Origin of the sequence: Streptomyces sp. P13-3-3 (genome assembly GCF_050571355.1) — a bacterium.
GTDB lineage: Bacteria > Actinomycetota > Actinomycetes > Streptomycetales > Streptomycetaceae > Streptomyces > Streptomyces althioticus.
Map to the genome: position 1 here is coordinate 454357 of NZ_CP192228.1, position 26556 is coordinate 480912.

The window sequence follows — 26556 nt, forward strand, 5'->3', positions numbered from 1 at the left end:
ATGCGGTTCCAGACCCCCGCCCCCCTCCCGGTCGCCCTCGACATCGCCGCCGGCCGCATCCGGTTCGTCGCCGCCGACCGGGCCGACACCGTGGTCGAGGTCCTGCCCGTCGACGCCACGAAGAGCCGCGACGCGAAGGCGGCGGAGCAGACGAGGGTCGAGTACCGCGACGGAGTCCTGCGGATCGACGGCCCGCGGGCGAAGAACCAGCTTCTCGGCCCCTCGGGATCCGTCGACATCACCGTCCGGCTGCCCGCCGGCTCCCGAGTCGAGGCGAAGGCCGCCGGCGCGGAGCTGCGAGGCGAAGGCCGGCTCGGCGACGTCGTCGTCGACGGCGCGCTGGGCCCGGTGGAGCTCGACGAGGCCGCGAGCGTCCGCCTCACCGTTCTGGCGGGCGACGTCTCGGTCGGCCGCCTGGGCGGGCCCGCCGAAATCAGCACCGGGAAGGGCGACATCCGCGTCACCGAGGCCCTGCGCGGCACGGTCACCCTGCGCACCGAACACGGCGACATCACCGTAGGCGCCGGCCGCGGGGTCTCCGCCTCCCTCGACGCCGGCACCGGCCACGGCCGGGTCCGCAACACGCTCAGGAACGCCGACGGCGCCGCCGCCGGCCTCACCGTCCACGCGACCACCGCCTACGGCGACATCACCGCCAGCAGCCTGTGACCGCCCCTGACGCGACGAAGGAGACACCCATGACCGGACCGGCCATCGCGGCGAGCGGGCTGCGCAAGGCGTACGGCGACAAGGCCGTCCTCGACGGCGTCGATCTCGCCGTCGAGGAAGGCACGATCTTCTCCCTGCTCGGGCCGAACGGCGCGGGCAAGACCACGGTCGTCAAGATCCTCTCCACGCTCGTCGGCGCGGACGCGGGCGACCTGCGGGTCGGCGGGCACGACCTCGCCGCCGACCCGCAGGCCGTGCGGGCCGCGATCGGCGTCACCGGCCAGTTCTCGGCCGTCGACGGGCTGATCACCGGCGAGGAGAACATGCTGCTCATGGCGGACCTGCACCACCTGCCCCGCCGGGAGGGCCGGCGGGCCGCCGCCGAACTGCTGGAACGCTTCGACCTCGCGGACGCGGCGAAGAAGCCCGCGTCCACCTACTCCGGTGGCATGAAGCGCCGCCTCGACATCGCCATGACGCTGGTCGGCGACCCGCGGATCATCTTCCTCGACGAGCCGACCACCGGGCTCGACCCGCGCTCCCGTCACACCATGTGGGGCATCATCCGCGAGCTGGTCGACGGCGGGGTGACCGTTTTCCTCACCACGCAGTACCTGGAGGAGGCCGACCAGCTCGCCCACCGCATCGCCGTGCTGCACGACGGCCGGATCGCCGCCGAGGGCACCGCGGAGGAGCTGAAGCGGATCGTCCCCGGCGGGCACGTACGGCTCCGCTTCACCGACCCGGGCGGCTACCGGTCGGCCGCCGCCGTCCTGACCGGGGCCGCCCCGGACGACGCGGCACTGAGCCTGACCCTCCCCAGCGGCGGCAGCCAGCGAGAACTGCGCGCCGTGCTGGACCGGCTCGACTCCGCCGGGGTGGAGGCGGACGAGCTGACCGTGCACACCCCCGACCTCGACGACGTCTTCTTCGCCCTGACCGAAGGCGCCGCCGTCCCCGCTCCCGCCGAGGAGGCCGTCCGATGAGCGCCCCGCAGCCCCTCTCCCTCGCCTTGCGCGACTCGTCCACGATGGTGCGCCGCAACCTGCTGCACGCCCGGCGCTACCCGTCCCTCACCCTCAACCTGCTGCTCACACCGGTCATGCTGCTCCTGCTCTTCGTGTACGTCTTCGGGGACGTGATGAGCGCGGGGCTGGGCGGCGGCGGCCGGTCCGCGTACGTCGCCTACCTGGTGCCGGGGCTGCTGCTGATGACCGTCGGCTCCACCGCGATCGGCACCGCGGTGTCCGTGTCGATGGACATGACCGAGGGGATCGTCGCCCGTTTCCGCACGATGGCCATCCACCGCGGCTCGGTGCTCGTCGGACACGTGGTCGGCAGCGTGCTGAAGGCGGTCCTGAGCGTGGTCGTCGTGGGCCTGGTCGCGGTGGCGATCGGCTTCCGCTCCACGGACGCCACGGCGCTGGAGTGGCTGGCCGCCTTCGGGCTGCTGGTGCTGTTCGCGACGGCGCTCACCTGGATCGCGGTCGGCATGGGCCTCGGCGCCCCCAACGCGGAGGCCGCCGGCAACAACGCGACCCCGCTGATCCTGCTGCCCCTGCTGTCCAGCGCGTTCGTCCCGGTGGAGGGGATGCCGGGGTGGTTCCGGCCGATCGCCGAGTACCAGCCCTTCACGCCGGCCATCGAGACCCTCCGCGGGCTGCTGCTCGGCAGCGGGATCGGGCACAACGGATGGCTGGCCGTGGGCTGGTGCGTGGCGCTGGTGCTGCTCGGCTACTTCTGGTCGACGGCCTCCTTCGCCCGCGACCCGAAGTGACCACGCGCACGCGTGAGTACGAGTACGCCCCCGCCTTGAGTAGCGGCCCCGGTGCGCCCGTCGCGCCGGGGCCGCTTCACTGGCCGTATGAACACGAACAGCTCGCCGGTGCAGAGGTACGGGGACGAGCGGGACCCCCGCGCGTACGTGGCGCCGGCCGTCGCCACCGTGCTCGGTGTGATGCTCGCCCCGCTCGCCCTGCTGTTCGGCGCGCTGTCCGTCATGGCGACGGACAGCTGCGGCCCCGACGACTGCTCGACGGCGCTGACGACCGCCCTGGACGTGGTGCACGGCACCCTGTTCCTCGGCGGGCTGCTCGGGGTCGCCGCCTGCGTCGCCGCGTGGCTGCTGCCCCGGACCCGCCGCTGGGCCGTGCCGCGCGTCTGGCTGGCCGGGCTGTCGCTGCTGCCCTGGCTGACCGTGATCACGCTGGTGTTCAACCTGCCGCAGGGGTGACGACCACCCTCGAAGGTCCTCAGCTCTCCGTGAGGAGTTCGTCCGCGTCGACGATCCGGTACGCGTACCCCTGCTCGGCCAGGAACCGCTGGCGGTGCGCCGCGAAGTCCTGGTCGATGGTGTCGCGGGCGACCACGGAGTAGAAGTGCGCCTGGTGGCCGTCCGCCTTCGGCCGCAGCACCCGGCCGAGGCGCTGCGCCTCCTCCTGGCGCGAGCCGAAGGTGCCGGACACCTGGATGGCGACCGTCGCCTCCGGCAGGTCGATCGAGAAGTTCGCGACCTTCGACACCACCAGCACGCTCAGCTCGCCCTGCCGGAACGCCTCGAACAGCTTCTCCCGCTGGGCGTTGGACGTCTCGCCCTTGATGACGGGCGCGTCCAGGTGCTCGCCGAGCTCGTCGAGCTGGTCGATGTACTGGCCGATGACGAGGATCTGCTGGCCCTCGAAGCGGCGGACGATCGCCTCCGTCACCTTCTGCTTGGTGGCGGTCGTCGAGCAGAAGCGGTACTTCTCCTCCTGCTCGGCCGTCGCGTACGCCAGCCGCTCGGAGTCGGTGAGGTTGACGCGGACCTCGACGCAGTCGGCGGGCGCGATGTAACCCTGCGCCTCGATCTCCTTCCACGGGGCGTCGAACCGCTTCGGGCCGATCAGCGAGAAGACGTCGGACTCACGGCCGTCCTCACGCACCAGGGTCGCCGTCAGACCGAGACGGCGGCGGGCCTGGAGGTCGGCGGTGAACTTGAAGACGGGCGCGGGCAGCAGGTGCACCTCGTCGTAGAGGATCAGACCCCAGTCGCGGGAGTCGAACAGCTCCAGGTGGGGGTAGACACCCTTCCGCTTCGTCGTCAGCACCTGGTAGGTGGCGATGGTGACGGGGCGGATCTCCTTCTTCGTACCGCTGTACTCGCCGATCTCCTCCTCGGTGAGCGACGTCCGCCTCACCAGCTCGTGCTTCCACTGGCGGGCCGAGACGGTGTTGGTGACGAGGATCAGCGTGGTCGACTTCGCCTGCGCCATCGCGCCCGCGCCGACCAGCGTCTTGCCGGCGCCGCAGGGGAGGACGACGACGCCGGAGCCGCCGTGCCAGAAGTTCTCCACGGCCTGCTTCTGGTACGGGCGCAGCGCCCAGCCGTCCTCGTGCAGCTCGATCGGGTGCGCCTCGCCGTCCACGTACCCGGCGAGGTCCTCGGCGGGCCAGCCCAGCTTCAGCAGGGTCTGCTTGATCTGGCCGCGCTCGGAGGGGTGCACCTGGACCGTGTCCGGGTCGATGCGGGCGCCGACGAGGGGGGCGACGCGCTTGGAGCGCAGCACCTCCTCCAGGACCGGGCGGTCGGTGGTGGTGAGGACGAGGCCGTGCGCGGGGTGCTTGACCAGGCTGAGCCGGCCGTAGCGGTCCATGGTCTCGGCGATGTCGACGAGCAGCGCGTGCGGCACCGGGTAGCGGCTGTACTGCACCAGCGCGTCGACGACCTGCTCGGCGTCGTGGCCCGCCGCCCGGGCGTTCCACAGGCCGAGCGGGGTCACCCGGTAGGTGTGGATGTGCTCGGGGGCGCGTTCCAGTTCGGCGAACGGCGCGATGGCGCGACGGCAGTCGTCGGCCTGCTCGTGGTCGACCTCGAGGAGCAGGGTTTTGTCGGACTGGACGATGAGCGGACCATTCACGCGCGGCTGCCTTTCTGCGACGGGCTCGGCACGGGCACTGCACGGCCAAACGTCCAGTTTGCCTGATCGCATTCCGAACCGGGGCCGCGTCCCCTCAAAGGCGTGGGACCGCGAGGTCCCCAGAGGCGCGGGACCGTGTCACCATGCGGCTGCCGCCGCGTCGGCGCGACCAACCCCGGCGAGCCCGCACCTACCCACCCCACCTCACTCCGCGAGTTCCGCGACCCCCGTGATCCGGTGGAGGGGATAGGTGCGGACCTCGTCAGCGGTGTGGTCGTAGGCCGTCACGAACCCGCCCTCGACCCGGATCGGCGCGATGACCCGCTGACTGGCGCCCCCCTCCGCGTTGACGTACCCGATCCACAACGTGTCGTTGGTGAGCACGGCGGCCTGCAGGCCGGCCAGCGTGTCCGCCGCAGAGGTGCGCGGCAGCTCCCCCGGCGCCCCACCCGCCGCCCCGCCGACCGGCTTCCGCGGCGCCGTGGAGGCGAGGTCCCCCGCCCGGACCGCGCGGATCGCGGCGGCGAGCAACGTGTCGTCCGGCACGGGCGGTCCGTCCGGCACCGGCTCCGGAGGCGTCCGCGGAGGCGTCCGGTACGCGTCCGCGCGGGCGATCAGCACATCACCCTCCGCGGACTCCGCGGCCGGCGCGAACCCCATCGCCCGCAGCCCCTCCAGCAGCGCCGCCGGATCGGTCCGCGCCGCCAGCACCGTCGGGGCGAGCCGCCGCAGCCCAAGACCGGCGGCGCGCTTGTCGGCCAGGATCTCGTTCAGCACCGCGTCGTCGTCGCACCGCACGTAGGACGAGGCGGCGCCCACCCGCAGGTGCCCGTGCCGGCGGGCCACGTCGTCGACGAGGTACGCCAGCGGCTGCGGCACCGGCGTACGGGAGTGCGCGGCGAGGAAGGCGTGCAGGTCGGCCGCGGACCGCCCGGCGTCCAGGGCGCGCCGCACCGAGGCGGGCGTGAACCGGTAGACGGTCGCCCCGCCCTTCGACTCCACGTCCGCGAGCACGCCCAGCATGTCGGCGAGCGGCCGCTCCAGCGGGCCCGGCGCGACGGCCGTCAGGTCGGCCTGGAGCAGCACGTGGTCCAGCGGCTCGGGCAGCAGGGGGTCGAGCAGCCGGGCGGCGGCCGCGGCGGCGGTCGCCTGCTCGGCGGGGGAGAGGGCGGGCGGCGCGGGGGCCTGCCGGTGGTGCACGGGCAGCTTGTCACCCGGTCCCGTGGGCTCGGTCTGTGGGTCCGCGTGCCGGGGCGCGGGCGGCGCGCCGATCAGCGCCCGCCCGTGCGAGGAGAGCGCGCCGCGTCCCGTGACGCCGAGCATCTCCGCCTCCGCCAGCGTCCAGCGGGCCAGCCGCGACCGCAGGTCGTCGTCCCCGCCCGCCGCGCTCGCACCGTCGGCCGGATACCCCGGCGCCCCGGACCCGCCCGCGCGGGCCGCCGCGCCCCGCGCCTGCTCGGCGGAGTGCGCCGGCGTCCGGCGGGCGTACGGGGAGGACGTGCCGCCACCGTGGCCGCCCCCGGTGCCGCCCCCGGTACGGTCCGCGCGCGGGGGCCGCTCCCAGCGCAGCCGCGCCAGCAGCGACCCGGTGTCCGGAGCGGCACCCTCCGGAAGTCCCGCCAGCAGGGCCAGCACCCGGTGCCGTACCTCCGGCGCGGACGAGCGGTCCAGGCCCGGACCGAGCGCGGACAGCGTGCGGTCCTTCGCGTCCCGCTCCCCGACAAGACCCGGGGTGCGGGTCGCCGCGAGCCACGCCGTGGCCAGCCGCGCCCACCGCTCCCCGGCGGGCCGCTCCAGCCACTCGTCGTACGCCGGGGTCGCCGCGTACCGCTCGTCGGCCTCACCGTCGGACGCCAGCAGCCCGGCCGCGTAGGCCAGTTCGACCCAGAACGCGGCCACCGGCTCCGGCACGTCCAGCGCCACGGCGGTCCGCTTGAGGTCCCGCACGCTCAGGCCGCCCGCCCGCAGCACCCCCGGACCGCCCTCGTGCCAGTCCTTCAGCAGCTCCTCGACGGTCGCGAGCGCCGTGTACGCCTGCCCGGCCGCCGTCGCGTCCACCATCTGCGGCCGGTGCGCGGCGGCCGCCTCCACGGGCGGCGGCACCGGCTCCGTCGTCCGGTGCGCCCGACCGGCGCGCAGCCGCAGCGCCACCTCGCGGGGCAGCACGACCGTGCCGGGCGCCGTCGGCAGCAGCAGCCCCCGGTCGAGCAGCCAGCGCAGCCGGGGCGCCGGATCGGCGGTGACCTGCCCGTACGGCGGACCCCACACCAGCCGCTCCAGCACCTCCACCGACTCGCTCGGCGCCTGGTCGAGCAGCGCGGACATCCGCTCGGGGTCGTCGAAGAGGCCGGTCAGCGCGTCCAGCGCGGAGACGGAGTCGTGCGTCGACGGCAGTCCGGCCGTCGCCAGGATCTCCTGGATACGGCCCGGCGAGATGCCCGCGCCGGCCTCCCGCACGGTCGGGCCGAGCCCCGTCGGCGACGGATGCTGCGGCGACGGCGCCAGCAGCTCGCGGGCGGTGCGCACCAGACGCAGCCGGCCGTCGCCGCCCCACACCAGGGCCTGTTCGCGGAGCGTGCCGAGGGCGTGCGGCAGCGCGGCGGACACCGCCGGGTCGCCGTCGTCGCCCGCCATCAGCCCGAGCAGCTCGTCGTACGTCGCCGGCTCGGACGCGATCGCCAGCGCCTGCGCGGTCTGGAGCGTGAACCGGTCGAGGCGCTCCAGCGCGCGGACCACCGAGGCGCGCGTGCCCGCGCGGGTGGCGAGCTGGGTCAGGTCCGTGGGCACGGGCGTGATGAGATCCGGCCGGCTGCGCAGGAGCGCGGCCAGGGAGACGTCGTCGCGCCCCCGGAGCGCCTCGGCGAGGGATCGGGGGGCCGCCGCGGGGTTCTCCTCGGTGCTCATCCGCATCACGTTAGCGGGTGGGTACGTCCGTGGCGTGCCGGGAGTTGGGTCGGGTCGCCGCAGTCGCGATACCGTCGGGCGACGGTGTCCCGACGCATCCGTCCCGGAGGGGACTTCGTGGGTATCGAGAGTGACCAGGTCGTCTACGAGTATCTGAGCCGCGTCGGCGACGTGGCGCAGCAGCGGCAGTTGCCGTCGGCGGCGCGGATGCGGCTGGTCGCGGAGCTGCGTGACGAGATCGACCGGCGCCGTGCCAAGGCCGTGGTGGACTCGCCCGCGGCGGTGCGGCGCATCATCGCGCGGATGGGGACGCCCACGGAGGTGGTCGCTGCCGCGGAGGACTCGGCTCCGGGAGCCGCGCCGGGCGCGTCGGAACGGGACCGGCCGTCGGGTGTCCCCGTGCAGCGGGAGGCGAAGCCGGCGGGCGGGATGTTCCGCAAGGTCGTCCCCCGGCCCCGGCGGTCCGAGGCTGCGCCCCCTGCCCCTGTGGACGCGCCGACGCCGCCGCACCGGGCCGGTCTCGACGAGGCCGGCGACAGCGGGAGCCGGCCCGACTGGTGGCGGGTGGACAGCGGTCCCTTCGGGGTGGGGGACGAGGTGCCGGGCTTCGTGGGCGGGGTGGAGATCCCCGAGCTGCTGAAGCGGCCGGCGGCGAAGGAGGAGCCGGCGCCCGCGGCCGAGGCGGCCGAGGCGGCTGAGGCGGCCGACGCGGTGGAGGCGGACGCCGCCCCCGCCCGTCGTCGTCTGCTGCGGCTGCCGTCACGGCGGTGGAGCAACCCGCTGCTGTTGATCGCCGCGGCGTCGCTGGTCGTGGGGGCGGTGCTGGGGAACTGGTTCGCGCTGATCCTGGGGTGGCTGATCGCGTACGCCTCGCGCCGGCTGACGCGGGGGGAAGTGAAGGCGGCGGTGGTGATCCTGCCGGGCCTGTCGCTGATCGGGGGGATGGTCTGGCTCTGGGGCCGCACGGTGGGCCGCTGGGGCGCCCCCGTCCCCGAGGGCCAGATGAACACGGCGCTCACGGAGACGTGGCCGTGGGTGATCCGCACGGCGGCGGTGACATCGGCGCTGTTCCTGGTATGGCGCTCCCAACGCCAACGCTGAGGGGCGCGGGGAACTGCGCGCTCGGCCAGGGACGTCCCGCACCCGGCGGTGGCGGGGTGCCGCTGCGGCGGCGTCCTTCAGGGGCGCGGGGAACTGCGCGATCGGCCACGGAGGTCTCGCACCCGGCGTCGGCGGGGTGCCGCTGCGCCCACCCGTGCCGCCCTTAGCGGCACGACTGCCCGCAGCTAGGCGCGCCCTTTAGGGGCGCGGGGAACTGCGCGCCCAGCCACGGACGACCCGCACTCGGCGTCGCCGGGGTGCCGCTGCGGTGGCGTCCTTCAGGGCCGCGGGGAACTGCGCGACCAGCCACGGACGACCCGCACCCGGCGTTGGCGGGGTGCCGCTGCGCCCACCCGTGCCGCCCCAAGCGGCACGACTGCCCGCAGCGGCGGCGCCCCTCCAGGGGCGCGGGGAACTGCGCGATCGGCCACGGAGGTCCCGCAGGGTCGTGGCGGACAATGGCCCACATGGCCAACGCGACCCCACCCACCCCACCCACCCCGTCCGGCAGGACCACCCCCACCGTCGGGTTCGACCTCGACATGACGCTCATCGATTCGCGGCCCGGCATCCGGGCCTGCTACGTGGCGCTGGCCGAGCGGACCGGCACCTACGTGGACGCCGACCTGGCCGTCAGCCGGCTGGGCCCGCCCCTCGTGGAGGAGATAGCCAACTGGTTCCCGGCCGAGCGGGTCGAGGAGGTCGCCGACCTGTACCGGGCGATGTACCCCGAGTACGCGATCACGCCCACGCTCGCGATGCCCGGCGCGCGGGACGCGATAGCCGCCGTACGCGCGCGCGGCGGGCGGGCCATCGTGGTGACCGCGAAGTACGAGCCCAACGCCAAGCTGCACCTCGCGCACCTCGGCATCGAGCCGGACGCGGTGATCGGCGACCTGTGGGCCGAGCAGAAGGCGCTGGCGCTGCGCGAGCACGGCGCGTCCGTGTACGTCGGCGACCACACCGGCGACGTACGCGGAGCGCGCACCGCGGGCGCGGTGTCGGTCGCGGTCGCCACCGGACCGTGCGACGCGGCGGAACTCCGGGAGGCCGGAGCGGACACCGTTCTCACGGACCTGAAGGAATTCCCCCGCTGGTTTTCGGACTACTGCTCGGACAACTGACCGGAAACCGCACGAGCGGCCCGGGCCCGCCGTCGCCCCGCGGCGGCGGAACGCAGTACGCCCGCACCGGCGATGACGAATCCGACGCCCATGAGCATGCTCAATCCGAACATGTACGTCGGAAAGGGCGTCGTCCCGAGGAACAGCGGGGCGACCGTGACCAGAGTGGCCACGGCGCCGACGAAGAAGACGAGGGCGCCGGCACGGACCAGGCCGTCACCGGGCTGGGCGGAATTCGCTTGGGTTTTGTCACGCACCGGACCAGGGTAGTTCCCTGCGCGAGGGAACGACGCGGTGACGTCTTGTCACCGGCTCGAAGACCATTAGCCTTGGTACCGGCGGGTCATCGGGCCCGCCCGAGTGCTATCAAGAGCCGTTTTCCGATGCAGTTTTCCCGACGAGTACGAGGACGAGGACAGACGTGCCCACCGGCAAGGTCAAGTGGTTCAACAGTGAGAAGGGCTTCGGCTTTCTCTCCCGTGACGACGGCGGCGACGTCTTCGTGCATTCCTCGGTCCTCCCCGCCGGAGTCGAGGCCCTGAAGCCGGGCCAGCGCGTGGAGTTCGGCGTGGTCGCCGGGCAGCGCGGCGACCAGGCCCTCTCCCTGACCATCCTGGATCCGGCCCCGTCGGTCGCGGCGGCCCAGCGCAAGAAGCCCGACGAGCTGGCTTCGATCGTGCAGGACCTCACGACTCTGCTGGAGAACATCACGCCGTCGCTGGAGCGGGGCCGCTACCCGGACCGCGCGGCCGGCAAGAAGATCGCCGGACTGCTCCGCGCGGTCGCCGACCAGCTCGACGTCTAGACCCCCGTCGCGGGACGGACCGCCGTCACAGGACGGACCCCCGTCACGGGAACCGCAGCGCGTCCGGGCCGAGGGGAGGGACGAGCCCCTCGGCCGCCGCGCGCGTGAGCAGCCCCCGCACGGCCGCGTAGCCGTCCTCGCCGAGGTCGGCGGTGAACTCGTTGACGTACAGCCCGATGTGCTGGTCGGCGACGGCCGGGTCCATTTCCTGGGCGTGCTCCATCACGTACGGGCGGGAGGTCTCCGGGTCGTCCCATGCCGCCCGCACGGACGCGCGGACCGAGTCCGCGAGCCGGGTCAGCGTCTCCTCGCCGAGCGCGCGCCGCGCGAGGATCGCGCCGAGCGGGATCGGCAGCCCGGTGGTGTTCTCCCAGTGCTCGCCCATGTCCGCGAGCTTGTGCAGCCCGTAGTTCTGGTACGTGAAGCGCGCCTCGTGGATGACGAGGCCGGCGTCGACCTTCCCGTCCCGCACGGCGGGCATGATCTCGTGGAACGGCATCACCACGATCTCGCCCACGCCCCCGGGGACGACGTCCGCCGCCCACAGCCGGAACAGCAGGTAAGCGGTCGACTTCTCGCTCGGCACCGCGACCGTGCGGCCGGTGAGGTCCGTGCCCGGCTCCCGGGTCAGCACCAGCGGCCCGCAGCCCCGGCCCAGCGCGCCCCCGCAGGGCAGCAGCGCGTACTCGTCGAGGACGTACGGCAGCACCGCGTACGACACCTTCAGCACGTCCAGTTCACCGCGCTCGGCCATGCCGTTGGTGATGTCGATGTCGGCGAAGGTGACGTCGAGGGCGGGCGCGCCCGGCACGCGGCCGTGGGCGAGGGCGTCGAAGACGAAGGTGTCGTTCGGGCAGGGCGAGTAGGCGATGCGCAGCCGCTGCTGCTCACTGGTGGTCATGCCGTGTTCCAACTCTCCAGTACGGGCGCGAGCTTCCCGAAGCCCTCGGTGAGGGCCGCGAGGGCGTCGCCGATGCGCCAGGCGGCGCGGTCGCGCGGGCCGACAGGGTTCGAGACCGCCCGCACCTCCAGGACGGGCACGCCCTGCGCGGCGGCGGCCTCGGCGACGCCGAAGCCCTCCATGCCCTCGGCGAGGGCGCGGGGATGGCGGGCGCGCAGGGCGTCCGCGCGGGCGGCGGTGCCGGTCACCGTGGACACCGTGAGCACGGTGCCGGTGCGCGCGCCGGACGCGGCGGCGGCCGCCTCGGCGAGGGACGCGGGCGGGTGGTGGGTGACGGTGCCGAAGCCGAGCTCGGTGACCGGCAGGAAACCGTCGGCCGTCTCGGCGCCCAGATCGGCCGCGGTGATCGCGTCGGCGACGACGAGGGACCCGAGGGGCGCGTCCGGAACGAAGCCGCCGCCGATCCCGGCGCAGACGACGAGGCCGTAAGGGCGGCCCTCCAGGGCGGCGGCGGTCAGCGCGACGGCCGTCGACGCGGCGGCGAGCGCCGGACCGACGCCGGCGGCCAGCAGGGCGGGCCCGCCGGCGGTCTCATGGACGACCGCGCCGGGCAGCTCCCGCTCCCGCACCGGCCCCGGGAACGCCTCGGCCACCGCGTCCCGCTCGGCGGGGACCGCGGTGGCCACGAGAACGCGTGCGAGGGACGTGATCAGTCCTCGTCCTTCTTGAGCCGGAAGGACCACAGACCGGTGGCCTCGTCCTCGCCCTCCTTGACGGACACCAGGGTCGAGTCGCCCTGGGCGCCGTACTGGGCGTTGAAGAACACGCTGCCCGGGATGGCCTGGTAGGTCTTCTTGGTCGACTCGACGAGCGGCTGGCCGTTCAGCAGGATCGTCCAGCCGTGGTCGGCGATCTCCGGGTCGACGCCGAAGCGTACGGTCTCCGTGGGGTCGACCTTGATCTCGTCGATGCCCTTGTCCTGGAGGCACTTGTTGAGAGCCTCGGTGGTGAGGGCCTTGCCCTCGCCGCCGCAGGTCGCCTCGGAGCTCACCGAGTCGCTGCCCACCGTGATCGTGGAGATCGCCGTGGGCTTGTCGCAGGCGGACAGGAGAAGCAGTCCGGCGGATACGGCGCCGGCGGCGGCGACGGCGCGGCGGCGTCGCACAGCGGATTGCAACGTGGTCATGGCGGAAGGCTATCGGTCAGGTGTGCCCCGTCCGCCACGCGGGGTACGGCGTGGCCCCCGGTTACGCCACTCGCGGGCGCCCCGCGTGCCCCTGACGGGCCGAACGGAGCAGTCCGCGGACCGTCGTCAGCCAGCCCGCGCCGACGATCGCGGCGCCCACCGCGAGCCCCAGACCGCCGATCAGCGGCATCGCGATGCCGATCGCGCCGCCCAGCACCCACGCCATCTGCAGCAGCGTCTCCGACCGGGCGAACGCGGACGTCCGCACCTGTTCCGGCACGTCCCGCTGGATCAGCGCGTCCAGCGACAGCTTGGCCAGCGCCTGCGCGAACCCGGCGACCGCCGCGAGACACGCCACCAGCACCGCGCCGAAGAACACCGCCGCCGTGATCGCCGCCCCCAGCACCACCGCCACCACCGTCACGATGATGATCTCCGGCGCGCGGGACCGCAGCCCCGCCCCGACCGCCGTGCCCAGCGCGTTGCCCGCGCCCGCCGCCACGCCGACGATGCCCAGCGACACCGCCGCGCTCTGACCCGTCATCGGATGCTCGCGCAGCAGGAACGCCAGGAAGAAGATGAGGAAGCCGGTGAGGCAGCGGATGGAGGCGTTGGCGCCCAGCGCGTGGGTGACCGCCGGGCCGACCGTGCGCAGCCCCGGCTTCTCCGCCCTGCGGTGCGGGCCGTGCAGGTGCTGCTCGTCGGCGGCGAGCAGCGCCACGGCCTCCCCCTTGGCGGAGTCCACCTTCGGCGGCAGCCGGAACGACAGCAGCATGCCCGTCACGAACAGCGCGAACGCCCCGTACAGCGGCCAGCGCGGCCCGATCTGCTGGAGCCCCGCGCCGATCGGCGCGGCGATGCCGGTGGCGAGCAGCCCGCCGAGGGTCACCCGCGAGTTCGCCTTCACCAGGGAGAAGGCGGGCGGCAGCAGCCGCGGCACGACGGCGCTTCTGACCACCCCGTACGCCTTGGACGCCACCAGGACGCCCAGCGCCGCCGGATACAGCTCGAGACCCCCGCTGACCACCGCGCCGGACAGCACCAGCGCGAGCAGCGCACGCGCGAGCATCGCCCCCGCCATGGCGGCCCTCCGGCCGTGCGGCAGCTTGTCCAGGAGCGGGCCGACGACCGGGGCGAGCAGGGTGAACGGCGCCATCGTGATGGCCAGGTACAGGGCGACGCGCCCGCGCGCCTCGTCGGTGGGGACGGAGAAGAACACGGTGGAGGCCAGCGCGACGGTGATCATCACGTCGCCCGCGCCGTTCACCCCGTGCAGTTCGATCAGCTTGCCGAGGCCGGACTCGCCCGCGCCGTGCGCGTGGGTCACCTTGCGGATGCCGCGAGCGGTTCCGGTCACCGGGAAGCGCAGCGCCCGGCCGAACGCACGAAGACGGCCGTCCGCTCGGACCGAACCGAGGCGCCGGCCGCGTCCCTTGCCCCCCGCCGGCCCACCGGTACCGGTGGCGCCCTGGGGTGTCCTCGCGGTAGCCACGACGTCATAGTGCCCCGAGATGGCGGTGCGTAGTGCCGTAACACCGGGGACGGGGCCTTCGGTGCCACTGTACGGCCGAACGCGCCGGGCAGCGGGCGGAGGCTCCGCGGCCGTCCTCCGCCGCCCGCCGGCGCCCGACAAACCGGCGCGCGCCGTTCCGTAACAACCGTCGGTGTAGGCCCAGCGCACGCGAGCAGGTAGCGTGCGTATCTCAGCCATCCCGCAGAATGGATGGTGGGCGCGCCCGAGCACGATGCGGCGCGGACGTCGACGCGGTCCCCCGGTCCGCTCCGTCCGCCCCCCGCGCTGGGATGGCGCACTCGTGAGACGGCGTAGGAGAGAAGCGATACCTGTGAGCGCAGCGACAACGCGAAGCCGCACCCCCGACCGCCTGTGCGCCGAGGCCGTCGACCTCGCCCGCGCCGCAGCCGAGGAGGCCGCCGCGCCCGGGGTCGTGGGCGAGCACGAGGGGATGGTCTCCGAGGGCGACCGCGTCGTCACGCACTTCTTCGGGTGCCGTGAGCTCGGCTACCGCGGCTGGCGCTGGGCCGTCACCGTCGCCCGCGCCTCCCGCGCCAAGATCGTCACGGTGGACGAGGTCGTCCTGCTGCCCGGCCCCGACGCCGTCCTGGCACCCGAGTGGGTGCCGTGGAGCGAGCGGCTGCGCCCCGGCGACATGGGCCCCGGCGACCTGCTGCCCACCGAGGCGGACGACCTGCGCCTGGAGCCCGGCTACACCGGTGCGGAGGAGCCGCCGCCGAACTCGGCGCTCACCGAGGACCTGGCGGACCTCGCGGACACCGAGGACGCCGAGGTCACCGGCGGCAGCCCCGCCGAGCAGACCGTCACCCCGTCCCGCGGCTCGATCGCGGCGCTCGCCGAGGAACTGGGCATGCGCCGCGCCCGGGTCCTCTCCCGCTACGGCCTGCACGCCGCGGCCGACCGCTGGGAGGAGGCGTTCGGCGCGAAGACCCCGATGGCGCAGGCGGCCCCCGCCTCCTGCATGTCCTGCGGCTTCCTCGCCCCGATCGGCGGCTCGCTGGGCCAGGCGTTCGGGGTGTGCGCCAACGAGTTCTCCCCGGCCGACGGCCGGGTCGTCTCCCTCGCCTACGGCTGCGGCGGCCACTCGGAGGCCGCGGTCATGCCGAAGCCCCCGCAGCCGGCCCCGCCGGTCATCGACGAGACCCGCGTCGACCCCTTCCCTCTCCGCCCGTCCCCGGACTCGGGCTCGGTCCCGGCCACGGAGGACGCGTCGTCGGCGGAGCTGGGGCATTCCTGAGGACACCGGCAGCGTGGTGAGGTGGGTTGCGTCGGTGGCCTTCGCCTCCTTCTCCCTGGCCCTGGTGTGGGGTGGGGTCGCCGGGCTGCGCACCGGGTGGATCCATCCCTGGGAGCGGGCCGGTGTCCTGCGGCCCGTGCCGCATGGGCTGGGCCTCGTGTTCACCGGGAGCGGCCTGCTCTGCTTCACCGGCGTGCTCACCTTCACCCCGGTGGGTGACGCGTTGGTGTACCTCCTCACCATCGGCGCCTGCCTGTTCCTGCCCGGGACCCTCCTGGTCTGCGTGTCGCGTTTCCCGGACCGCGGTTAGCGCGTCACCGGTGGAGCAGGGTCACGCGCGTACCGCCTGCGGTCGCCGCGCTCTCGTGTTCCAGGTTGCTCCTGGCGCGGGCACGACGGGCGGCGAGGTCGGGACGGGGAACGAGTTCCTTCACGCGTCCTCGAAGACCTCTTCGGCCTTCGGGACGGTGACGGCGCGGGCGAGCCAGTGGCGGAGGAGTTCAGGGTCGGTGCAGTGCGTGATGCGGCTGCGGACGTCCTCGGAGATGCCGAGGCCACGCTGCTCGAGGATGAGCAGGATGTCCTCGGCCCGGCTCTCGGCGCGCGCTTCGTCGCGCACCTCACCGCGTACTTCGTCGCGTACTTCGTCGCGCACCTCGTCGCGCACTTCATTCCGTACTTCGTCGCGCACTGCGGCACGTACTTCGTCACGCACTTCTTCGGCGAGGTAGGACTTGTAGAAGGAGAGGTCCACGGCCACCAGATTCCTCCAGAGGTTCTTGGCCGGGCGCTTGGCCAGGCCCTGTGCGGTGAATTCGACGAGGGGCTTTGCGACGTCTTCGGGAGCGTCCCGAAGCGCTGTGGACAGGGCCTTCAGTATCGCATCGACGTCCGGTTCGGCAGCGTGTGTGATGGCCGCCAGACTGGCCAGGACCAGGTCGGCGCGGGCTTCTTCCGGGTCGGTGATGACGGGCATGTTGTGCGGTCCGGCGACCAACGGCTGCACGGTGAGGGTGGGCAGCTGCGGTGGTCCGCAGCTCACCGGCTGCTGGGCCCATGTGGCCGTGGTGTGATCCTGGCAAACGACCAGAAGAGCCGTGGGCAGCCGGTACTTCGTCCACAGGTACGCGGTGTAGTAGGCCCAGCTCGCCGGCTTGTCCGGGTGCTTCTTGCCCTGTGCCTCGACGGCCAGGAGATACGAGCCCTGATCGGCGGTTTCCAGCCGGAGGAGCGTGTCGACCCGTCGTTCGACGGGGTTGGCCTCCGTCAGGTCGGTCGGCAAAGCGGTCGCCTTCACCGGGGCGGGGATGTCGACTCCGAGAAAGCGTGAAACGCGGCTGAAGAGGCCGGGGTCGTGCTGGAAGATGCGGTGCATCGCCTCGTGGGGCGGGCTGACCATGGGTTTCCTTGTGGCGTCAGGGGTTGACGGCGGCTGCCGTCCGGCAGTCGCGGCAGTGGGTTTCCGTCTGCGGGGCGCGGAAGGCGCGGTCGCAGCCGTCGCAGGAGCGGAGGGCGTGGCGGACGGGAGGCGGGGCGGCCGGGGCGCGGTACGGGGGTGGGGGTGGCAGCTGGGCGGTGAGGCGGTGGGCGAGGAGGGCTGCCGGGCGGCGGAGGGCGTCGGCCGGGAGGTCGGCCGTGAGGGCGTGGCGGACGGTGGTGGGGGTCACCTCGCGTTCGAGCCAGGCGATGACGCCGGGGGCGAGGTGCTCCGTGTCGGTGGCGGAGAGCAGCAGGCGGGGGTCGTGGCGGCGGAGGGCGGTGAGGAGGTCGGTGGCCTGCTGATGGAGGGCGACGGCGGCGGCCTGGGTGGGCTGGGGGACGGCGGGGAGGGCTTTGCGGGGGCGGGGCTCGGGCCGGTGCGCGGTCCGGGGCGGCGCGGTGCAGTCGGTCTCGGCCGGGCGGCGGCGGTGGCCGGGCTGGTTGCAGGAGATGGTGCGGGTGACGATCCGGCCGGTGGCGGTGCGGACGCGTTCGCGGCGGAGGTAGCCGTGGGTCTCCAGCTCCCGCAGGGCGGCGGCGATGCGGGTGGTGCCTTCCTTGAAGCGGGAGGCGAGGCTCTTGATGTCCGCGGGGGCGCCGGTGGGGAGCGACTGGATGTGGCAGCCGAGGCCGATCGCGAGGAGCGAGAGCTCCTTGTGCTGGGTGAGGTGGTTGCCGATCACCACGAAGCGTTCGGTGTGGCGGGTGTTCTCGTGGATGACACCGCCGGTGTGGTGACGCGATCGGGTCGGATTGCCGACGACGCCTGACTGGGCGTGCGAGGGCGCGCTAGGGTTTTGCGTATCCATCGGGAAGGTCTCTGCTTCCTTGGTGGTCAGGCCCTCGCACTGGGATTGCCGTCCCGGCGGGGGCCGAAGTCTTTTTCGGTTGTGCTGCGCTGAGCGTAGAGGTGCGGAGGACTCGAAAAGCCAGCCGAGCGGCGGATGTTCACTCGCCCGAGTGATCACGGGCCGTGGGCGGGAGGGGTGGGGCTTGGTGGGGTGATTTCCCTCAGGTTCTTGAGGGGTAGGCGCCGACGGCGCCGGAGCATCAAGTCCCGGGTTCCGGTGCCTCAGCGCCGGCCGGGCCGGTCCGCGTGCATGGCGAGGCGCGCGGCGAAGTCGTGGGTCAGGGTGCGGAGTTCGGGTGGGCCGTCGATGGCGAAGGGGCGGTCGAGGGCGGCCAGGACGGGTGGGAGCCAGTCCAGGTGTTCCGCGCGGATCTCCACCTGCTGCCATCCCGGCTCGTGTTCCTCCAGGGTCGCGACCGTCGCGGGCAGGTGGGCGCGGATGTGTTCGGGCGTCGCCCGCACGCGCAGGGTCACCTCGTACCGGTACGGGGCCGTCGCGAAGCCCGTCACCACACGATCCGCCGGATCCGGTCCCTCCGGCGCCGCGAAAGAGCCGGGGAGCACCCGCGCGTCCGCGATGCGGTCCAGCCGCAGTGTGCGGTCCTCGTCGCGGTCCGCGTCCCTGCCGGTGACGTACCACCGGCCCGCGTGCGCCACGATCCCGTACGGATGCAGGGTGCGGTCGCTGCGGCGCTCCTCGCGGTCGGTGTAGCGGACGGCGACGGGCCGGCGGTGGCGCACCGCGTCGGCCAGGGTCAGCAGCACCTCCGCGTCCGGGCTCGCGAACTCCCCGGCCCGCTCCGTGAAGGACAGCGACTCCAGCAGGGCGTCCAGCCGGCCCGCCAGGTGCCGGGGCAGCACGCGCCGGATCTTCGCCGCGGCCGTCTCGTTCGCCGTGCGCTGGGCCGTCGTCAGGCCCGCCCTCCGCCCGGCGACCAGCCCGAGCAGCACCGCCAGCGCCTCCTCGTCGCCGAACATCAGCGGCGGCACGCGGTAACCCGGCCCCAGCCGGTACCCCCCGTAGCGCCCGCGCACCGACTCCACCGGCACGTCCAGGTCGATCAGCTGGTCCACGTACCGTCGCACGGTCCGCCCGTCCACGCCGAGCCGTTCGGCGAGTTCCGCCACGGTCCGCGTCCCGCCGGACTGCAACAGGTCCAGCAGGGTCAGCACGCGGGCGGCGGGTCGAGGCATGAGGACCACGTTAGTTCCGATACCGGGCGGGTTCTGTCCGGTATCGCTCCTACCGTCGGCCGTGCACGTCATCGTCGTACGGCCGAGGAGTCACCCCATGCAGTTCGCATCCGTCCGCATCATCACCGCCGACGTGGCCCGCCTCGTCGCCTTCTACGAGCGCGTCCTCGGCGTGCCCGCGACCTGGGCCACCGAGCACTTCGCCGAGCTGCGGACCGACGGCGCCACGCTCGCGATCGCCGGCACCGCCACCGTCCCGATGTTCGCCCCCGGCTCCGCCCGCCCGGCGGCCAACCACAGCGCGATCGTCGAGTTCCACGTCGACGACGTGGACCGCGTCCACAAGGAGCTGGGCGACGCCCTCACCGACGTCGTCAACGGACCCGCCACCATGCCGTGGGGCAACCGCTCCCTGCTCTTCCGAGACCCCGACGGCAACCTCGTCAACTTCTTCACGCGCTGACACGGCGTGTGTGTCCGGTCACTGTCCGGAGGCTGTCCGTAGCCGTCGGCGCCGTACCCGCCGTTGGTGCGGGTGGGGCGCCGGGGGCGTCCTGGACGGATCCGAGGGAGAGGTGCGGGATGACGGCGGTGGAGGCGGGGCCGGGTCGGGCCGACGAGGGTACGGACGAGTCCGGCTGGGAGGTGGACCCCGACGACGAGTGGGGCGTCGCGGTCATCACCACCGTGGGCCGGCAGATCAAGCTGCGCCGCGAGGCGATGGGGTTGAGGGTGCCCGACTTCGGGCGGGCCGTCGGCTACGGCGAGGACATGATCTACAAGATTGAGAGCGGGAAGCGGATTCCCCGCCAGGAGTTCCTGGACCGGGCGGACGAGCTGCTGGAGGCCGGGGGCCTGCTGTCAGCGGCGTGGGAGGACGTCAAGAAGGTCCGCTATCCGAAGAAGGTGCGTGCGCTGGCGAAGCTTGAGGCGCAGGCTGTGGAGATCGGCATCTACGAGAGCCACAGCATCCACGGTCTGCTGCAGACGCCCGAGCACGCGAAAGCCCTGTTCGAGGCCATGCAGCCGCCCTACTCGCCGGACGAGGTCGAGCGTATGGTCGCGGCGCGCGTCGCCCGGGCGTCGGTCTTCGGCCGCTCGCCCGCGCCCGCGCTCAGCTTCGTCCTCGAAGAGGCGGCGCTGAGGCGCCCCATCGGCGGCAGAATGGTGCAACGACGGCAGTTGGAGCGGCTGTTGGAGGTGGCACGCCTGCACAACGTGATGCTTCAGGTCATGCCGTTGGACTGTGAGTCCCACTCCGGGATGGACGGCAGGATCGAACTGCTGAAGTTCGCGGACGGGACGGCGGTGGGCCGTTCCGACGGCGCATTCTGCGGTCGGCCGACAACTGAGCTGAAACACCTGCGTGTTCTCGAACTGCGGTATGCAACCATCCGAGCCCAAGCGCTCTCTCCGCGCGAAACGCTGACCTTCATCGGACAACTGCTGGGAGAAACATGAGCAGCCAGCTCAACTGGTTCAAGAGCAGCTACAGCAGCGGCAACGACGGCAACTCCTGCGTCGAACTCGCCCTCACCGCCCAGACCGTCCACGTCCGGGACTCCAAGGACACCACCGGCCCCAGGCTGACCTTCGCCCCGGACGCGTGGGCGTCCTTCGTATCGTTCGCGTCCGAAGGCTGAACGCAGTGACTGGTTCGCCTGCTACTCGATGAGCAGGCGGACCAGCTGACCGGCACACGATGGCGTGAACCTGCGTGGGTTCCGGCCTCGGGGCGGCCGATCGGCCGGAGTACCGGGCAGCCGAACGTTTCGTGGACCGGCTGGCCACAGACGGTCCCGCGCTGCCGTTCCGCCCTCGGCTGGTCCACTACGGAACTCGCCCGGCGTGCCAAGCTCTCCGAGGAGGACGTCGAGGCCATCGAGGAGAGCAGTGTCGAGCCCACGCTGGAGCTGATCGAACGACTGGCCACAGCTCTGGAAGCGGGAGCCCGCATCGACCCCCGCAGCAGTCCCGAGTTCCGGTTCGAGGGATACGCGGCCTGATCCGGCGCAACGACGGACCCCCGAGGCGGCCTGGGGCCGTCTCGGGGGTCACGGTGTGCGGGGCCCGGTGTCAGAGGCTGACGCCGTGGTTGCGCAGGAACGTCGCCGGGTTGACGGCGGAGCCGTAGTTCGGGGTGGTGCGGATCTCGAAGTGCAGGTGGGGACCGCTGGAGTTGCCGGTGCTGCCGGACGAGGCGATCTTCTGGCCGGTCTTCACGACCTGGCCGACCTTCACGTTCAGGGACGACAGGTGGGCGTACTGGGAGTACGTCTTGTTGCCGTGCTTGATCACGATGGCGTTGCCGTACGCGGGGCCGTCACCGGCGCCGTTGCCGCCGGCCTTCACGACCGTGCCGCCGTGCGCGGCGACGACCGGGGTACCGGTCGGGACCGCGTAGTCCTGGCCGGAGTGCTTGGAGGCCCACATGCCGCCGTTCTGCGCGAAGCTCGCGGACAGCTTGTAGCTCTTGACCGGGGAGACCCAGGACGCGGGGGACTTCTTGGCGGCCTCGGTCGCCTTCTTCACCGCGGAGGACTTCACGGCCTGCGTCTTCGCGGCCTCGGCCTGTGCGGCGGCCTGCGCCTGGACCGACGTGGCGGTGCCGGACGCGGCGGAGTTGCCGGAGGCGGCGACCGCGACCCCGGCTCCCAGGACGGCCGTGGAGCCCAGACCGGCTGCCATGACGGCGGCGCGGGTGCGGGTGACGGTCATACGGGGGAAACGGGACGTGACGCGCTCGAACATCGAAACCTCATGGGGGTGGGGACTTGGGGGACGCCATCGGCGGAACGGGGTCCGTGCCGTGATGGCTGTTCCTTGGTAACCGCCCCCGGCCAAATGCCGCAAAGGTGTGACCTACGACGAAACGTCGTACATAGGGCATGAGATGCACGTCTCTTGACGGAGCCCCCCAGAGGGGGCAAAACCCCCATTTCAAGCCGATCGATCAGGCTTGCGCCCTTTATGTCCGATTTCAAATCGGGCATTTCTTCACTATTCCGGGTAGTACACCCGTCGGGCCCTGTGGAGCATGTCACCGAGGGCCCTACGTGAATGTGGCGTGGGTCTCCGCATTCGGGGCCGCAGGAGCCGCACGGGCCGCAGGTGATGCAAGGCCCGTACTCACGTGCCGAACAGTTCCAGCGACAGCCAGAGGGCGACCGTGGACGCCACGAGCGCCGCCGGGACCGTCGCCAGCCCGAGCAGGGTGAAGCGCACGAGGCTCACCTCGTGGGCGTGGTGGTGCACGATGCGGCGCCACAGCAGGGTGGCGAGGGAACCCGCGTAGGTGAGGTTCGGGCCGATGTTCACGCCGAGCAGGACCGCGAGGACCACGCCGGGACCGGACGGCGCGGCCAGCGGGACCAGGGCGAGCACGGCGGGCAGATTGTTGATCAGGTTGGCCAGCAGGGCCGCCAGCGCCGCGACCGCCAGCAGGGACAGCAGCCCCGTGCCGTCGGGCAGGACCGCGTCCAGAGCGTCGCCCAGCCCCTGGTCCAGCACCGCCCGCACCACCACGCCCAGCGCCAGTACGAACGCCAGGAACGGCAGGTCCACGGCGCGCAGCAGCCGTACGACGCTGGTGCGGCGGCGGGTCAGGGCCCGTACCGCCATCACGCCCGCCCCCGCAGCCGCCGCCCACGCGGGGTCGATCCCGACGGCGGACGCCACCACGAACCCGGCGAGCGTCGCCCCCACCGTGACCAGCGCGAACAGCGGCACCTCCACCGGCCCGTCCGCCGTGTCCGGCGCGGTCGGCCCCGCCGTGAGGTCGGTGGCGAAGAAGCGGCGGAAGACGACGTACTCCACGGCGATCGCCGCCAGCCACGGCAGCAGCATCAGCAGCGCGAAGCGGGTGAAGGTCAGGCCGGTGGCGGTGAACGCGAGCAGGTTCGTCAGGTTCGACACCGGCAGCAGCAGGGACGCCGTGTTCGACAGGTGCGCGCCCGCGTACACGTGCGGGGCGGGGCGGGCGCCCATGCGGGTCGCGGTGGCGAACACGACCGGCGTCAGCAGCACCACCGTCGCGTCCAGGCTGAGCACCGCCGTGATCAGCGAGGCCAGCGCGAACACCGCGCCCAGCAGCCGGCGCGGGCGGTGCCGGGACCAGCGGGCCATCCAGGTCCCGCACGCGTGGAAGAGGCCCTCCTCGTCGCACAGCTTGGCCAGCACCAGGACGGCGGCGAGGAAACCGATCACCGGGCCGAGCCGCTCCGCCTCCTCCCGCACGGCGTCCGTGGTGATCGCGCCCGTCGCGACCACCACCCCGGCGGCGGGCACCGCGAACGCCGCCTCCGGCCAGCGGAAGGGACGGACGACGGCACACACCAGCACCACGGCCAGCGCGGCGACGGAGAGCGATTCGAGCAGCACAGTGCTGATCATCCACGCGGTGGGCGGCGTCCCGGACACCGCGTCCCCGTGGTGTCGCGGAGCGGTACCTTCGACCTCACGCAGATCAGGGCCCGATGAGGAGAGTCAACGTGAGCAAGTTCGTGCGGCCCGCCGCCGAGGGTGCCGACCCGTTCGGTACGGCGCGTCTGCGGCGCGGGGTCCTGGACGCCTGGGCCACCAGTCCCGCCCGGTTCCGCGAGGACGCCAACGCCGAGGAGGACCTCGTCCTCGGCGGCTACCGGGACCGGCTCGTCGTCGAGCTCGCGCAGAACGCCGCCGACGCCGCCGCCCGGGCCGGCGTGCCCGGCCGCCTCCGGCTCACCCTCCGCGACGGGGTCCTCGTCGCCGCGAACACCGGCGCCCCCCTGGACGCGGCCGGCGTCGAGTCGCTGTCCACGCTGCGCGCCTCCGCCAAGCGGGACGCCCCCGACCGGGCCGTCGGACGGTTCGGCGTCGGCTTCGCCGCCGTGCTCGCCGTCACCGACGAGCCCGCCGTCGTCGGCCGGCACGGCGGGGTGCGCTGGTCGCTCGCCGAGGCGCGGGACCTCGCGCGGGACACCGCCCGGCACAGCCCCGGCCTCGGCGACGAGATCCGCCGCCGCGACGGGCACGTACCGCTGCTGCGGCTGCCCTTCGCCGCCGAGGGCACCGCGCCCGACCCGTACGACACGGCCGTCATCCTGCCGCTGCGCGACACCGCGGCCGCCGACCTCGCCGAGCGGCTGCTGCACGCCGTGGACGACGCGCTGCTGCTCGCCCTGCCCGGCCTGGAGGAGGTCGTCGTCGAGACCGGCGACGACACGCCACGCACGCTGAGCCGGAGCACCGACGGCGACCTGACCGTGGTCACCGACTCCCGCGACGGCGTCACCCGCTGGCGCACCGCCGCCGCGCACGGCGCCCTCACCCCCGAGCTGCTCGCCGACCGCCCCGTCGAGGAGCGGCTGCGCCCGCACTGGTCGGTCACCTGGGCCGTCCCCGTCGGCCCCGACGGCGGCCCCGCCCGGCCGCGCACCGCCCCCGTCGTGCACGCGCCCACCCCCAGCGACGAGCCGCTCGGCGTCCCCGCCCTGCTCATCGCCTCCCTGCCGCTGGACTCCACCCGCCGGCACGCCGCGCCAGGACCGCTCACCGACTTCCTCGTGCAGCGCGCCGCCGACGCCTACGCCGGGCTCCTCGCCGACTGGCGTCCGGTGACCGCCGGCGCCATCGACCTCGTGCCCGGCCCGCTCGGGAAGGGCGAGCTGGACGGCGCCCTGCGCGCGGCGATCCTGGAGCGGCTGCCGCGCACCGCCTTCCTGCCGCCCGCCGCCGCGCCCGTGGCCGACGACGACTCCGGGCTGCCCGAGGCGCTGCGTCCGCGCGACGCCGAAGTCGTCGAGGGCGCGGGCGCCGACACCGTACGGGTGCTGGCGGAGGTCCTGCCCACGCTGCTGCCCACCGGTCTGGAACGGCGCGCCGAGCTGCGCACCCTCGGGGTCGCGCGGGTGCCGCTGACCGACGCGGTCGACCGGCTCGCGGGTCTGGAGAAGTCCCCCGACTGGTGGCGGCGGCTCTACGACAGCCTCGCCGGCGTCGACCCCGACCGGCTCAGCGGACTTCCCGTGCCGCTCGCTGGGGGTACCTCCCAGGCTTTCGGCTCTGGGGGAGGGCGCACGACGATCGGCCCCCGGCAGGTGCTGCTGCCCACCCCGGACGCGACCCTCGACGCCGAGCTGCTCGCCCGGCTCGGCCTGAAGGTCGCCCACCCGGACGCCGCGCACCCGCTCCTGGAGAAGCTGGGCGCGCTGCCCGCGACCCCGCGCGCCGTGCTCACCACCCCGCAGGTCCGGGCCGCCGTCGCCGCGTCCCTCGACGACGAGGGCGGGGTGAACTGGGAGGAGGACACCCTCGACGCCGACGAACTCGTGGAGGTCGTCCTGACGCTGGTGCGGGACGCGGGCCTGGAGCCCGGCGACGAGCCCTGGCTGGGCGCGCTCGCCCTGCCCGACGAGGACGGCGAACTCTCCCCGGCCTGCGAACTCGTCCACCCCGACGGTCCCTTCGCCCGGGTCATGCGCGAGGGCGAGCTGGCCGCCGTGGACGCGGACCTGGCCGGGAAGTGGGGCGAGCAGCCGCTGGCCGCGTGCGGAGTGCTCGTCGACTTCGCTCTGGTGCGGGCCACCGACGTCGTCCTCGACCCGGACGAGCTGGAGCCGCGCGAGAGCGACTACGCCGAGCCGGACGACCCCGGGCTGCTGGACGCCGTCGACGTGTGGGCCGAAGACATCCTCGACCGCTTCCCCGACGCGCCCGTCCCGCCCGTCGCCACCGAGATCGTCGCCGTGCGCGACCTGGACCTGGTGGACGACGACCGCTGGCCGCAGGCGCTCGCGCTGCTCTCCCGGCCCCCGCTGCGGGACGCGCTGGTCGAGCCGGTGCGGATCCTGCTGCACGACGGCACCCACGAGACCGTACGGCCGTACACCGCCTGGTGGCTGCGCGGCCACCCCGTGCTCGGCGGGCGCCGCCCGGCCGGACTGCGCGCGGCGGGCGGCGACCCGCTGCTGCGCGGCCTGTACGACGAGGCCGACGCGACCGGCTTCGACGACGAGCAGGTGCTGCGCGCGCTGGGCGTGCGCACGTCGGTCGCCGCGCTGCTGGACGAGCCGGGCGGCGCGGCCGAACTGCTGGAACGCCTCGCCGACCCGGACCGGCCGGTCACGGCGGCGCAGCTGCACGGGCTGTACGGGGCGCTGGCGGAGCTGGACCCCGAGCAGGTGACCCTGCCGGACGAGCTGCGCGCGGTCGTCGACGGGCGGGTGGAGGTGGTGGACGCCTCCGAGGCGGTGGTCGTCGACTCGCCCGACCTGCTGCCGTTCACCTCCGGCGTCCCCCTGCTCCCGGTCCGCCCGGCGCGCGCCGCGGACCTGGCGGAGCTGTTCCAGGTACGCCGCCTCAGCGAGTCCGTCACCGGCCGGGTGGACTCCGAGGGCACGGAGCACGAGGTGCCGGAGCCGGTACGGGTCCTGCTGGGCCCGCGGACCCCGGAGTCCTACGTCGAGCACGAGGAACTCGTCGTGGACGGGGTGGAGATCGACTGGCGCCTCACCGACGACGCGGTGCTGCACGCGTCCACCCTGGAGGGGGTGGCCGCGGGCCTCGCCTGGGCGGCGGGGCAGTGGCCGCGACGGTTCGAGGTGGCGGCGCTGCTGGAGGATCCGTCGCGGACGGAGGAACTGGCTCGGGACCGCTGGTTCGACTGACCCGGAGGGGCTGGGACCAGCCCCTCCGGC

Annotated in this window: 26 protein-coding genes; 14 read left to right on the plus strand and 12 right to left on the minus strand. The window is 73.7% G+C overall.

Annotation, left to right across the window (positions count from 1 at the left end; all coding sequences use genetic code 11):
* From ACQZOG_RS02205 to ACQZOG_RS02220, 4 genes are all read left to right on the plus strand, one after another.
* The gene (locus ACQZOG_RS02205; RefSeq protein WP_037640259.1) at positions 1–669 is read left to right on the plus strand and encodes a DUF4097 family beta strand repeat-containing protein; all 669 of its coding nucleotides are present in this window, start codon (positions 1–3) and stop codon (positions 667–669) included.
* 29 nt (positions 670–698) lie between these two features.
* Positions 699–1655, plus strand: a complete 957-nt coding sequence (locus ACQZOG_RS02210) for an ATP-binding cassette domain-containing protein (protein WP_033276140.1) — start codon at positions 699–701, stop codon at positions 1653–1655.
* Entirely contained in the window at positions 1652–2446 is a 795-nt protein-coding gene (locus ACQZOG_RS02215; RefSeq protein ID WP_058916575.1) for an ABC transporter permease, read from the plus strand. Before ACQZOG_RS02210 ends, ACQZOG_RS02215 begins: the two co-directional genes overlap by 4 nt.
* Before the next feature lie 87 nt (positions 2447–2533).
* Entirely contained in the window at positions 2534–2902 is a 369-nt protein-coding gene (locus tag ACQZOG_RS02220) for a hypothetical protein (protein WP_033276142.1), read from the plus strand.
* A 19-nt stretch (positions 2903–2921) separates the two neighbouring features.
* On the opposite strand, the gene ACQZOG_RS02225 is transcribed toward ACQZOG_RS02220, so the two are convergent.
* On the minus strand, positions 2922–4565 hold the full coding sequence (locus ACQZOG_RS02225; RefSeq protein ID WP_033276143.1) for a DNA repair helicase XPB: 1644 nt from the start codon (positions 4563–4565) through the stop codon (positions 2922–2924).
* A gap of 204 nt (positions 4566–4769) precedes the next feature.
* Positions 4770–7469 carry a helicase-associated domain-containing protein gene (locus ACQZOG_RS02230; RefSeq protein ID WP_203550599.1) on the minus strand — a complete coding sequence of 900 codons (2700 nt, stop codon included), beginning with the start codon at positions 7467–7469 and terminating at the stop codon, positions 4770–4772.
* A gap of 117 nt (positions 7470–7586) precedes the next feature.
* Here ACQZOG_RS02230 and ACQZOG_RS02235 point away from each other — a divergent pair, with 117 nt between their 5' ends.
* Positions 7587–8570 carry a hypothetical protein gene (locus ACQZOG_RS02235; RefSeq protein ID WP_430741225.1) on the plus strand — a complete coding sequence of 328 codons (984 nt, stop codon included), beginning with the start codon at positions 7587–7589 and terminating at the stop codon, positions 8568–8570.
* A gap of 467 nt (positions 8571–9037) precedes the next feature.
* Positions 9038–9694, plus strand: coding sequence for an HAD family hydrolase (locus tag ACQZOG_RS02240; RefSeq protein WP_033276146.1), 657 nt, complete (start codon positions 9038–9040; stop codon positions 9692–9694).
* Here the strand turns inward: ACQZOG_RS02240 and ACQZOG_RS02245 are convergent.
* Positions 9676–9951 carry a hypothetical protein gene (locus ACQZOG_RS02245; protein WP_033276147.1) on the minus strand — a complete coding sequence of 92 codons (276 nt, stop codon included), beginning with the start codon at positions 9949–9951 and terminating at the stop codon, positions 9676–9678. The genes ACQZOG_RS02240 and ACQZOG_RS02245 overlap by 19 nt on opposite strands.
* Positions 9952–10115: 164 nt before the next feature.
* On the opposite strand from ACQZOG_RS02245, the gene ACQZOG_RS02250 reads away from it, so the two are divergent.
* Entirely contained in the window at positions 10116–10499 is a 384-nt protein-coding gene (locus ACQZOG_RS02250) for a cold-shock protein (RefSeq protein ID WP_033276148.1), read from the plus strand.
* Between the two features lie 43 nt (positions 10500–10542).
* On the opposite strand, the gene ACQZOG_RS02255 is transcribed toward ACQZOG_RS02250, so the two are convergent.
* The 4 genes from ACQZOG_RS02255 to ACQZOG_RS02270 form a co-directional block, all read right to left on the minus strand.
* Positions 10543–11400: a 1,4-dihydroxy-6-naphthoate synthase gene (locus tag ACQZOG_RS02255; RefSeq protein WP_193467634.1), complete on the minus strand. Its 858-nt coding sequence runs from the start codon at positions 11398–11400 to the stop codon at positions 10543–10545.
* Positions 11397–12086 carry a futalosine hydrolase gene (locus ACQZOG_RS02260; RefSeq protein ID WP_359569073.1) on the minus strand — a complete coding sequence of 230 codons (690 nt, stop codon included), beginning with the start codon at positions 12084–12086 and terminating at the stop codon, positions 11397–11399. The genes ACQZOG_RS02255 and ACQZOG_RS02260 overlap by 4 nt, the downstream gene beginning before the upstream one ends.
* 23 nt (positions 12087–12109) lie before the next feature.
* Positions 12110–12565 (minus strand): hypothetical protein, encoded by a 456-nt coding sequence (locus ACQZOG_RS02265; RefSeq protein ID WP_033276150.1) that lies wholly within the window; start codon positions 12563–12565, stop codon positions 12110–12112.
* Positions 12566–12647: 82 nt separating this feature from the next.
* Positions 12648–14078, minus strand: coding sequence for an MFS transporter (locus ACQZOG_RS02270; protein ID WP_033276151.1), 1431 nt, complete (start codon positions 14076–14078; stop codon positions 12648–12650).
* A 352-nt stretch (positions 14079–14430) separates the two neighbouring features.
* Between ACQZOG_RS02270 and ACQZOG_RS02275 the strand changes: the two genes are divergently transcribed.
* Positions 14431–15357 (plus strand): DUF3027 domain-containing protein, encoded by a 927-nt coding sequence (locus tag ACQZOG_RS02275; protein ID WP_033276152.1) that lies wholly within the window; start codon positions 14431–14433, stop codon positions 15355–15357.
* A 34-nt stretch (positions 15358–15391) separates the two neighbouring features.
* Entirely contained in the window at positions 15392–15667 is a 276-nt protein-coding gene (locus tag ACQZOG_RS02280; RefSeq protein WP_037640252.1) for a hypothetical protein, read from the plus strand.
* A 120-nt stretch (positions 15668–15787) separates the two neighbouring features.
* On the opposite strand, the gene ACQZOG_RS02285 is transcribed toward ACQZOG_RS02280, so the two are convergent.
* From ACQZOG_RS02285 to ACQZOG_RS02295, 3 genes are all read right to left on the minus strand, one after another.
* Positions 15788–16756: a hypothetical protein gene (locus ACQZOG_RS02285; protein ID WP_430741226.1), complete on the minus strand. Its 969-nt coding sequence runs from the start codon at positions 16754–16756 to the stop codon at positions 15788–15790.
* 16 nt (positions 16757–16772) lie between these two features.
* Positions 16773–17645 (minus strand): helix-turn-helix domain-containing protein, encoded by an 873-nt coding sequence (locus tag ACQZOG_RS02290; RefSeq protein WP_193467637.1) that lies wholly within the window; start codon positions 17643–17645, stop codon positions 16773–16775.
* Between the two features lie 263 nt (positions 17646–17908).
* Positions 17909–18880, minus strand: a complete 972-nt coding sequence (locus tag ACQZOG_RS02295) for a helix-turn-helix transcriptional regulator (RefSeq protein WP_359672233.1) — start codon at positions 18878–18880, stop codon at positions 17909–17911.
* Positions 18881–18977: 97 nt separating this feature from the next.
* On the opposite strand from ACQZOG_RS02295, the gene ACQZOG_RS02300 reads away from it, so the two are divergent.
* The 4 genes from ACQZOG_RS02300 (at position 18978) to ACQZOG_RS02315 (ending at position 20886) form a co-directional block, all read left to right on the plus strand.
* Positions 18978–19343, plus strand: a complete 366-nt coding sequence (locus tag ACQZOG_RS02300) for a VOC family protein (protein ID WP_033276156.1) — start codon at positions 18978–18980, stop codon at positions 19341–19343.
* 119 nt (positions 19344–19462) lie between these two features.
* Positions 19463–20341 (plus strand): helix-turn-helix domain-containing protein, encoded by an 879-nt coding sequence (locus ACQZOG_RS02305; protein WP_051724570.1) that lies wholly within the window; start codon positions 19463–19465, stop codon positions 20339–20341.
* Positions 20338–20523 carry a DUF397 domain-containing protein gene (locus tag ACQZOG_RS02310; protein WP_037640249.1) on the plus strand — a complete coding sequence of 62 codons (186 nt, stop codon included), beginning with the start codon at positions 20338–20340 and terminating at the stop codon, positions 20521–20523. The genes ACQZOG_RS02305 and ACQZOG_RS02310 overlap by 4 nt, the downstream gene beginning before the upstream one ends.
* Positions 20524–20622: 99 nt before the next feature.
* Entirely contained in the window at positions 20623–20886 is a 264-nt protein-coding gene (locus ACQZOG_RS02315; protein ID WP_365165249.1) for a helix-turn-helix domain-containing protein, read from the plus strand.
* Between the two features lie 70 nt (positions 20887–20956).
* On the opposite strand, the gene ACQZOG_RS02320 is transcribed toward ACQZOG_RS02315, so the two are convergent.
* Positions 20957–21631, minus strand: a complete 675-nt coding sequence (locus ACQZOG_RS02320) for a M23 family metallopeptidase (RefSeq protein WP_037640248.1) — start codon at positions 21629–21631, stop codon at positions 20957–20959.
* A gap of 378 nt (positions 21632–22009) precedes the next feature.
* Entirely contained in the window at positions 22010–23272 is a 1263-nt protein-coding gene (locus ACQZOG_RS02325; RefSeq protein ID WP_430741227.1) for an SLC13 family permease, read from the minus strand.
* A 98-nt stretch (positions 23273–23370) separates the two neighbouring features.
* Here ACQZOG_RS02325 and ACQZOG_RS02330 point away from each other — a divergent pair, with 98 nt between their 5' ends.
* Positions 23371–26526, plus strand: coding sequence for a sacsin N-terminal ATP-binding-like domain-containing protein (locus tag ACQZOG_RS02330; protein ID WP_430741228.1), 3156 nt, complete (start codon positions 23371–23373; stop codon positions 26524–26526).
* Positions 26527–26556 lie beyond the last annotated feature (30 nt).

Bases quoted from the DNA above. Each gene is read 5' to 3' on its own strand.
- ACQZOG_RS02205 (WP_037640259.1), top strand. From the start codon at position 1: ATGCGGTTCCAGACCCCCGCCCCCCTCCCGGTCGCCCTCGACATCGCC.
- ACQZOG_RS02210 (WP_033276140.1), top strand. From the start codon at position 699: ATGACCGGACCGGCCATCGCGGCGAGCGGGCTGCGCAAGGCGTACGGC.
- ACQZOG_RS02215 (WP_058916575.1), top strand. From the start codon at position 1,652: ATGAGCGCCCCGCAGCCCCTCTCCCTCGCCTTGCGCGACTCGTCCACG.
- ACQZOG_RS02220 (WP_033276142.1), top strand. From the start codon at position 2,534: ATGAACACGAACAGCTCGCCGGTGCAGAGGTACGGGGACGAGCGGGAC.
- ACQZOG_RS02230 (WP_203550599.1), bottom strand. From the start codon at position 7,469: ATGAGCACCGAGGAGAACCCCGCGGCGGCCCCCCGATCCCTCGCCGAG.
- ACQZOG_RS02240 (WP_033276146.1), top strand. From the start codon at position 9,038: ATGGCCAACGCGACCCCACCCACCCCACCCACCCCGTCCGGCAGGACC.
- ACQZOG_RS02255 (WP_193467634.1), bottom strand. From the start codon at position 11,400: ATGACCACCAGTGAGCAGCAGCGGCTGCGCATCGCCTACTCGCCCTGC.
- ACQZOG_RS02285 (WP_430741226.1), bottom strand. From the start codon at position 16,756: ATGGTCAGCCCGCCCCACGAGGCGATGCACCGCATCTTCCAGCACGAC.
- ACQZOG_RS02290 (WP_193467637.1), bottom strand. From the start codon at position 17,645: ATGGATACGCAAAACCCTAGCGCGCCCTCGCACGCCCAGTCAGGCGTC.
- ACQZOG_RS02295 (WP_359672233.1), bottom strand. From the start codon at position 18,880: ATGCCTCGACCCGCCGCCCGCGTGCTGACCCTGCTGGACCTGTTGCAG.
- ACQZOG_RS02300 (WP_033276156.1), top strand. From the start codon at position 18,978: ATGCAGTTCGCATCCGTCCGCATCATCACCGCCGACGTGGCCCGCCTC.
- ACQZOG_RS02305 (WP_051724570.1), top strand. From the start codon at position 19,463: ATGACGGCGGTGGAGGCGGGGCCGGGTCGGGCCGACGAGGGTACGGAC.
- ACQZOG_RS02310 (WP_037640249.1), top strand. From the start codon at position 20,338: ATGAGCAGCCAGCTCAACTGGTTCAAGAGCAGCTACAGCAGCGGCAAC.
- ACQZOG_RS02320 (WP_037640248.1), bottom strand. From the start codon at position 21,631: ATGTTCGAGCGCGTCACGTCCCGTTTCCCCCGTATGACCGTCACCCGC.
- ACQZOG_RS02325 (WP_430741227.1), bottom strand. From the start codon at position 23,272: ATGATCAGCACTGTGCTGCTCGAATCGCTCTCCGTCGCCGCGCTGGCC.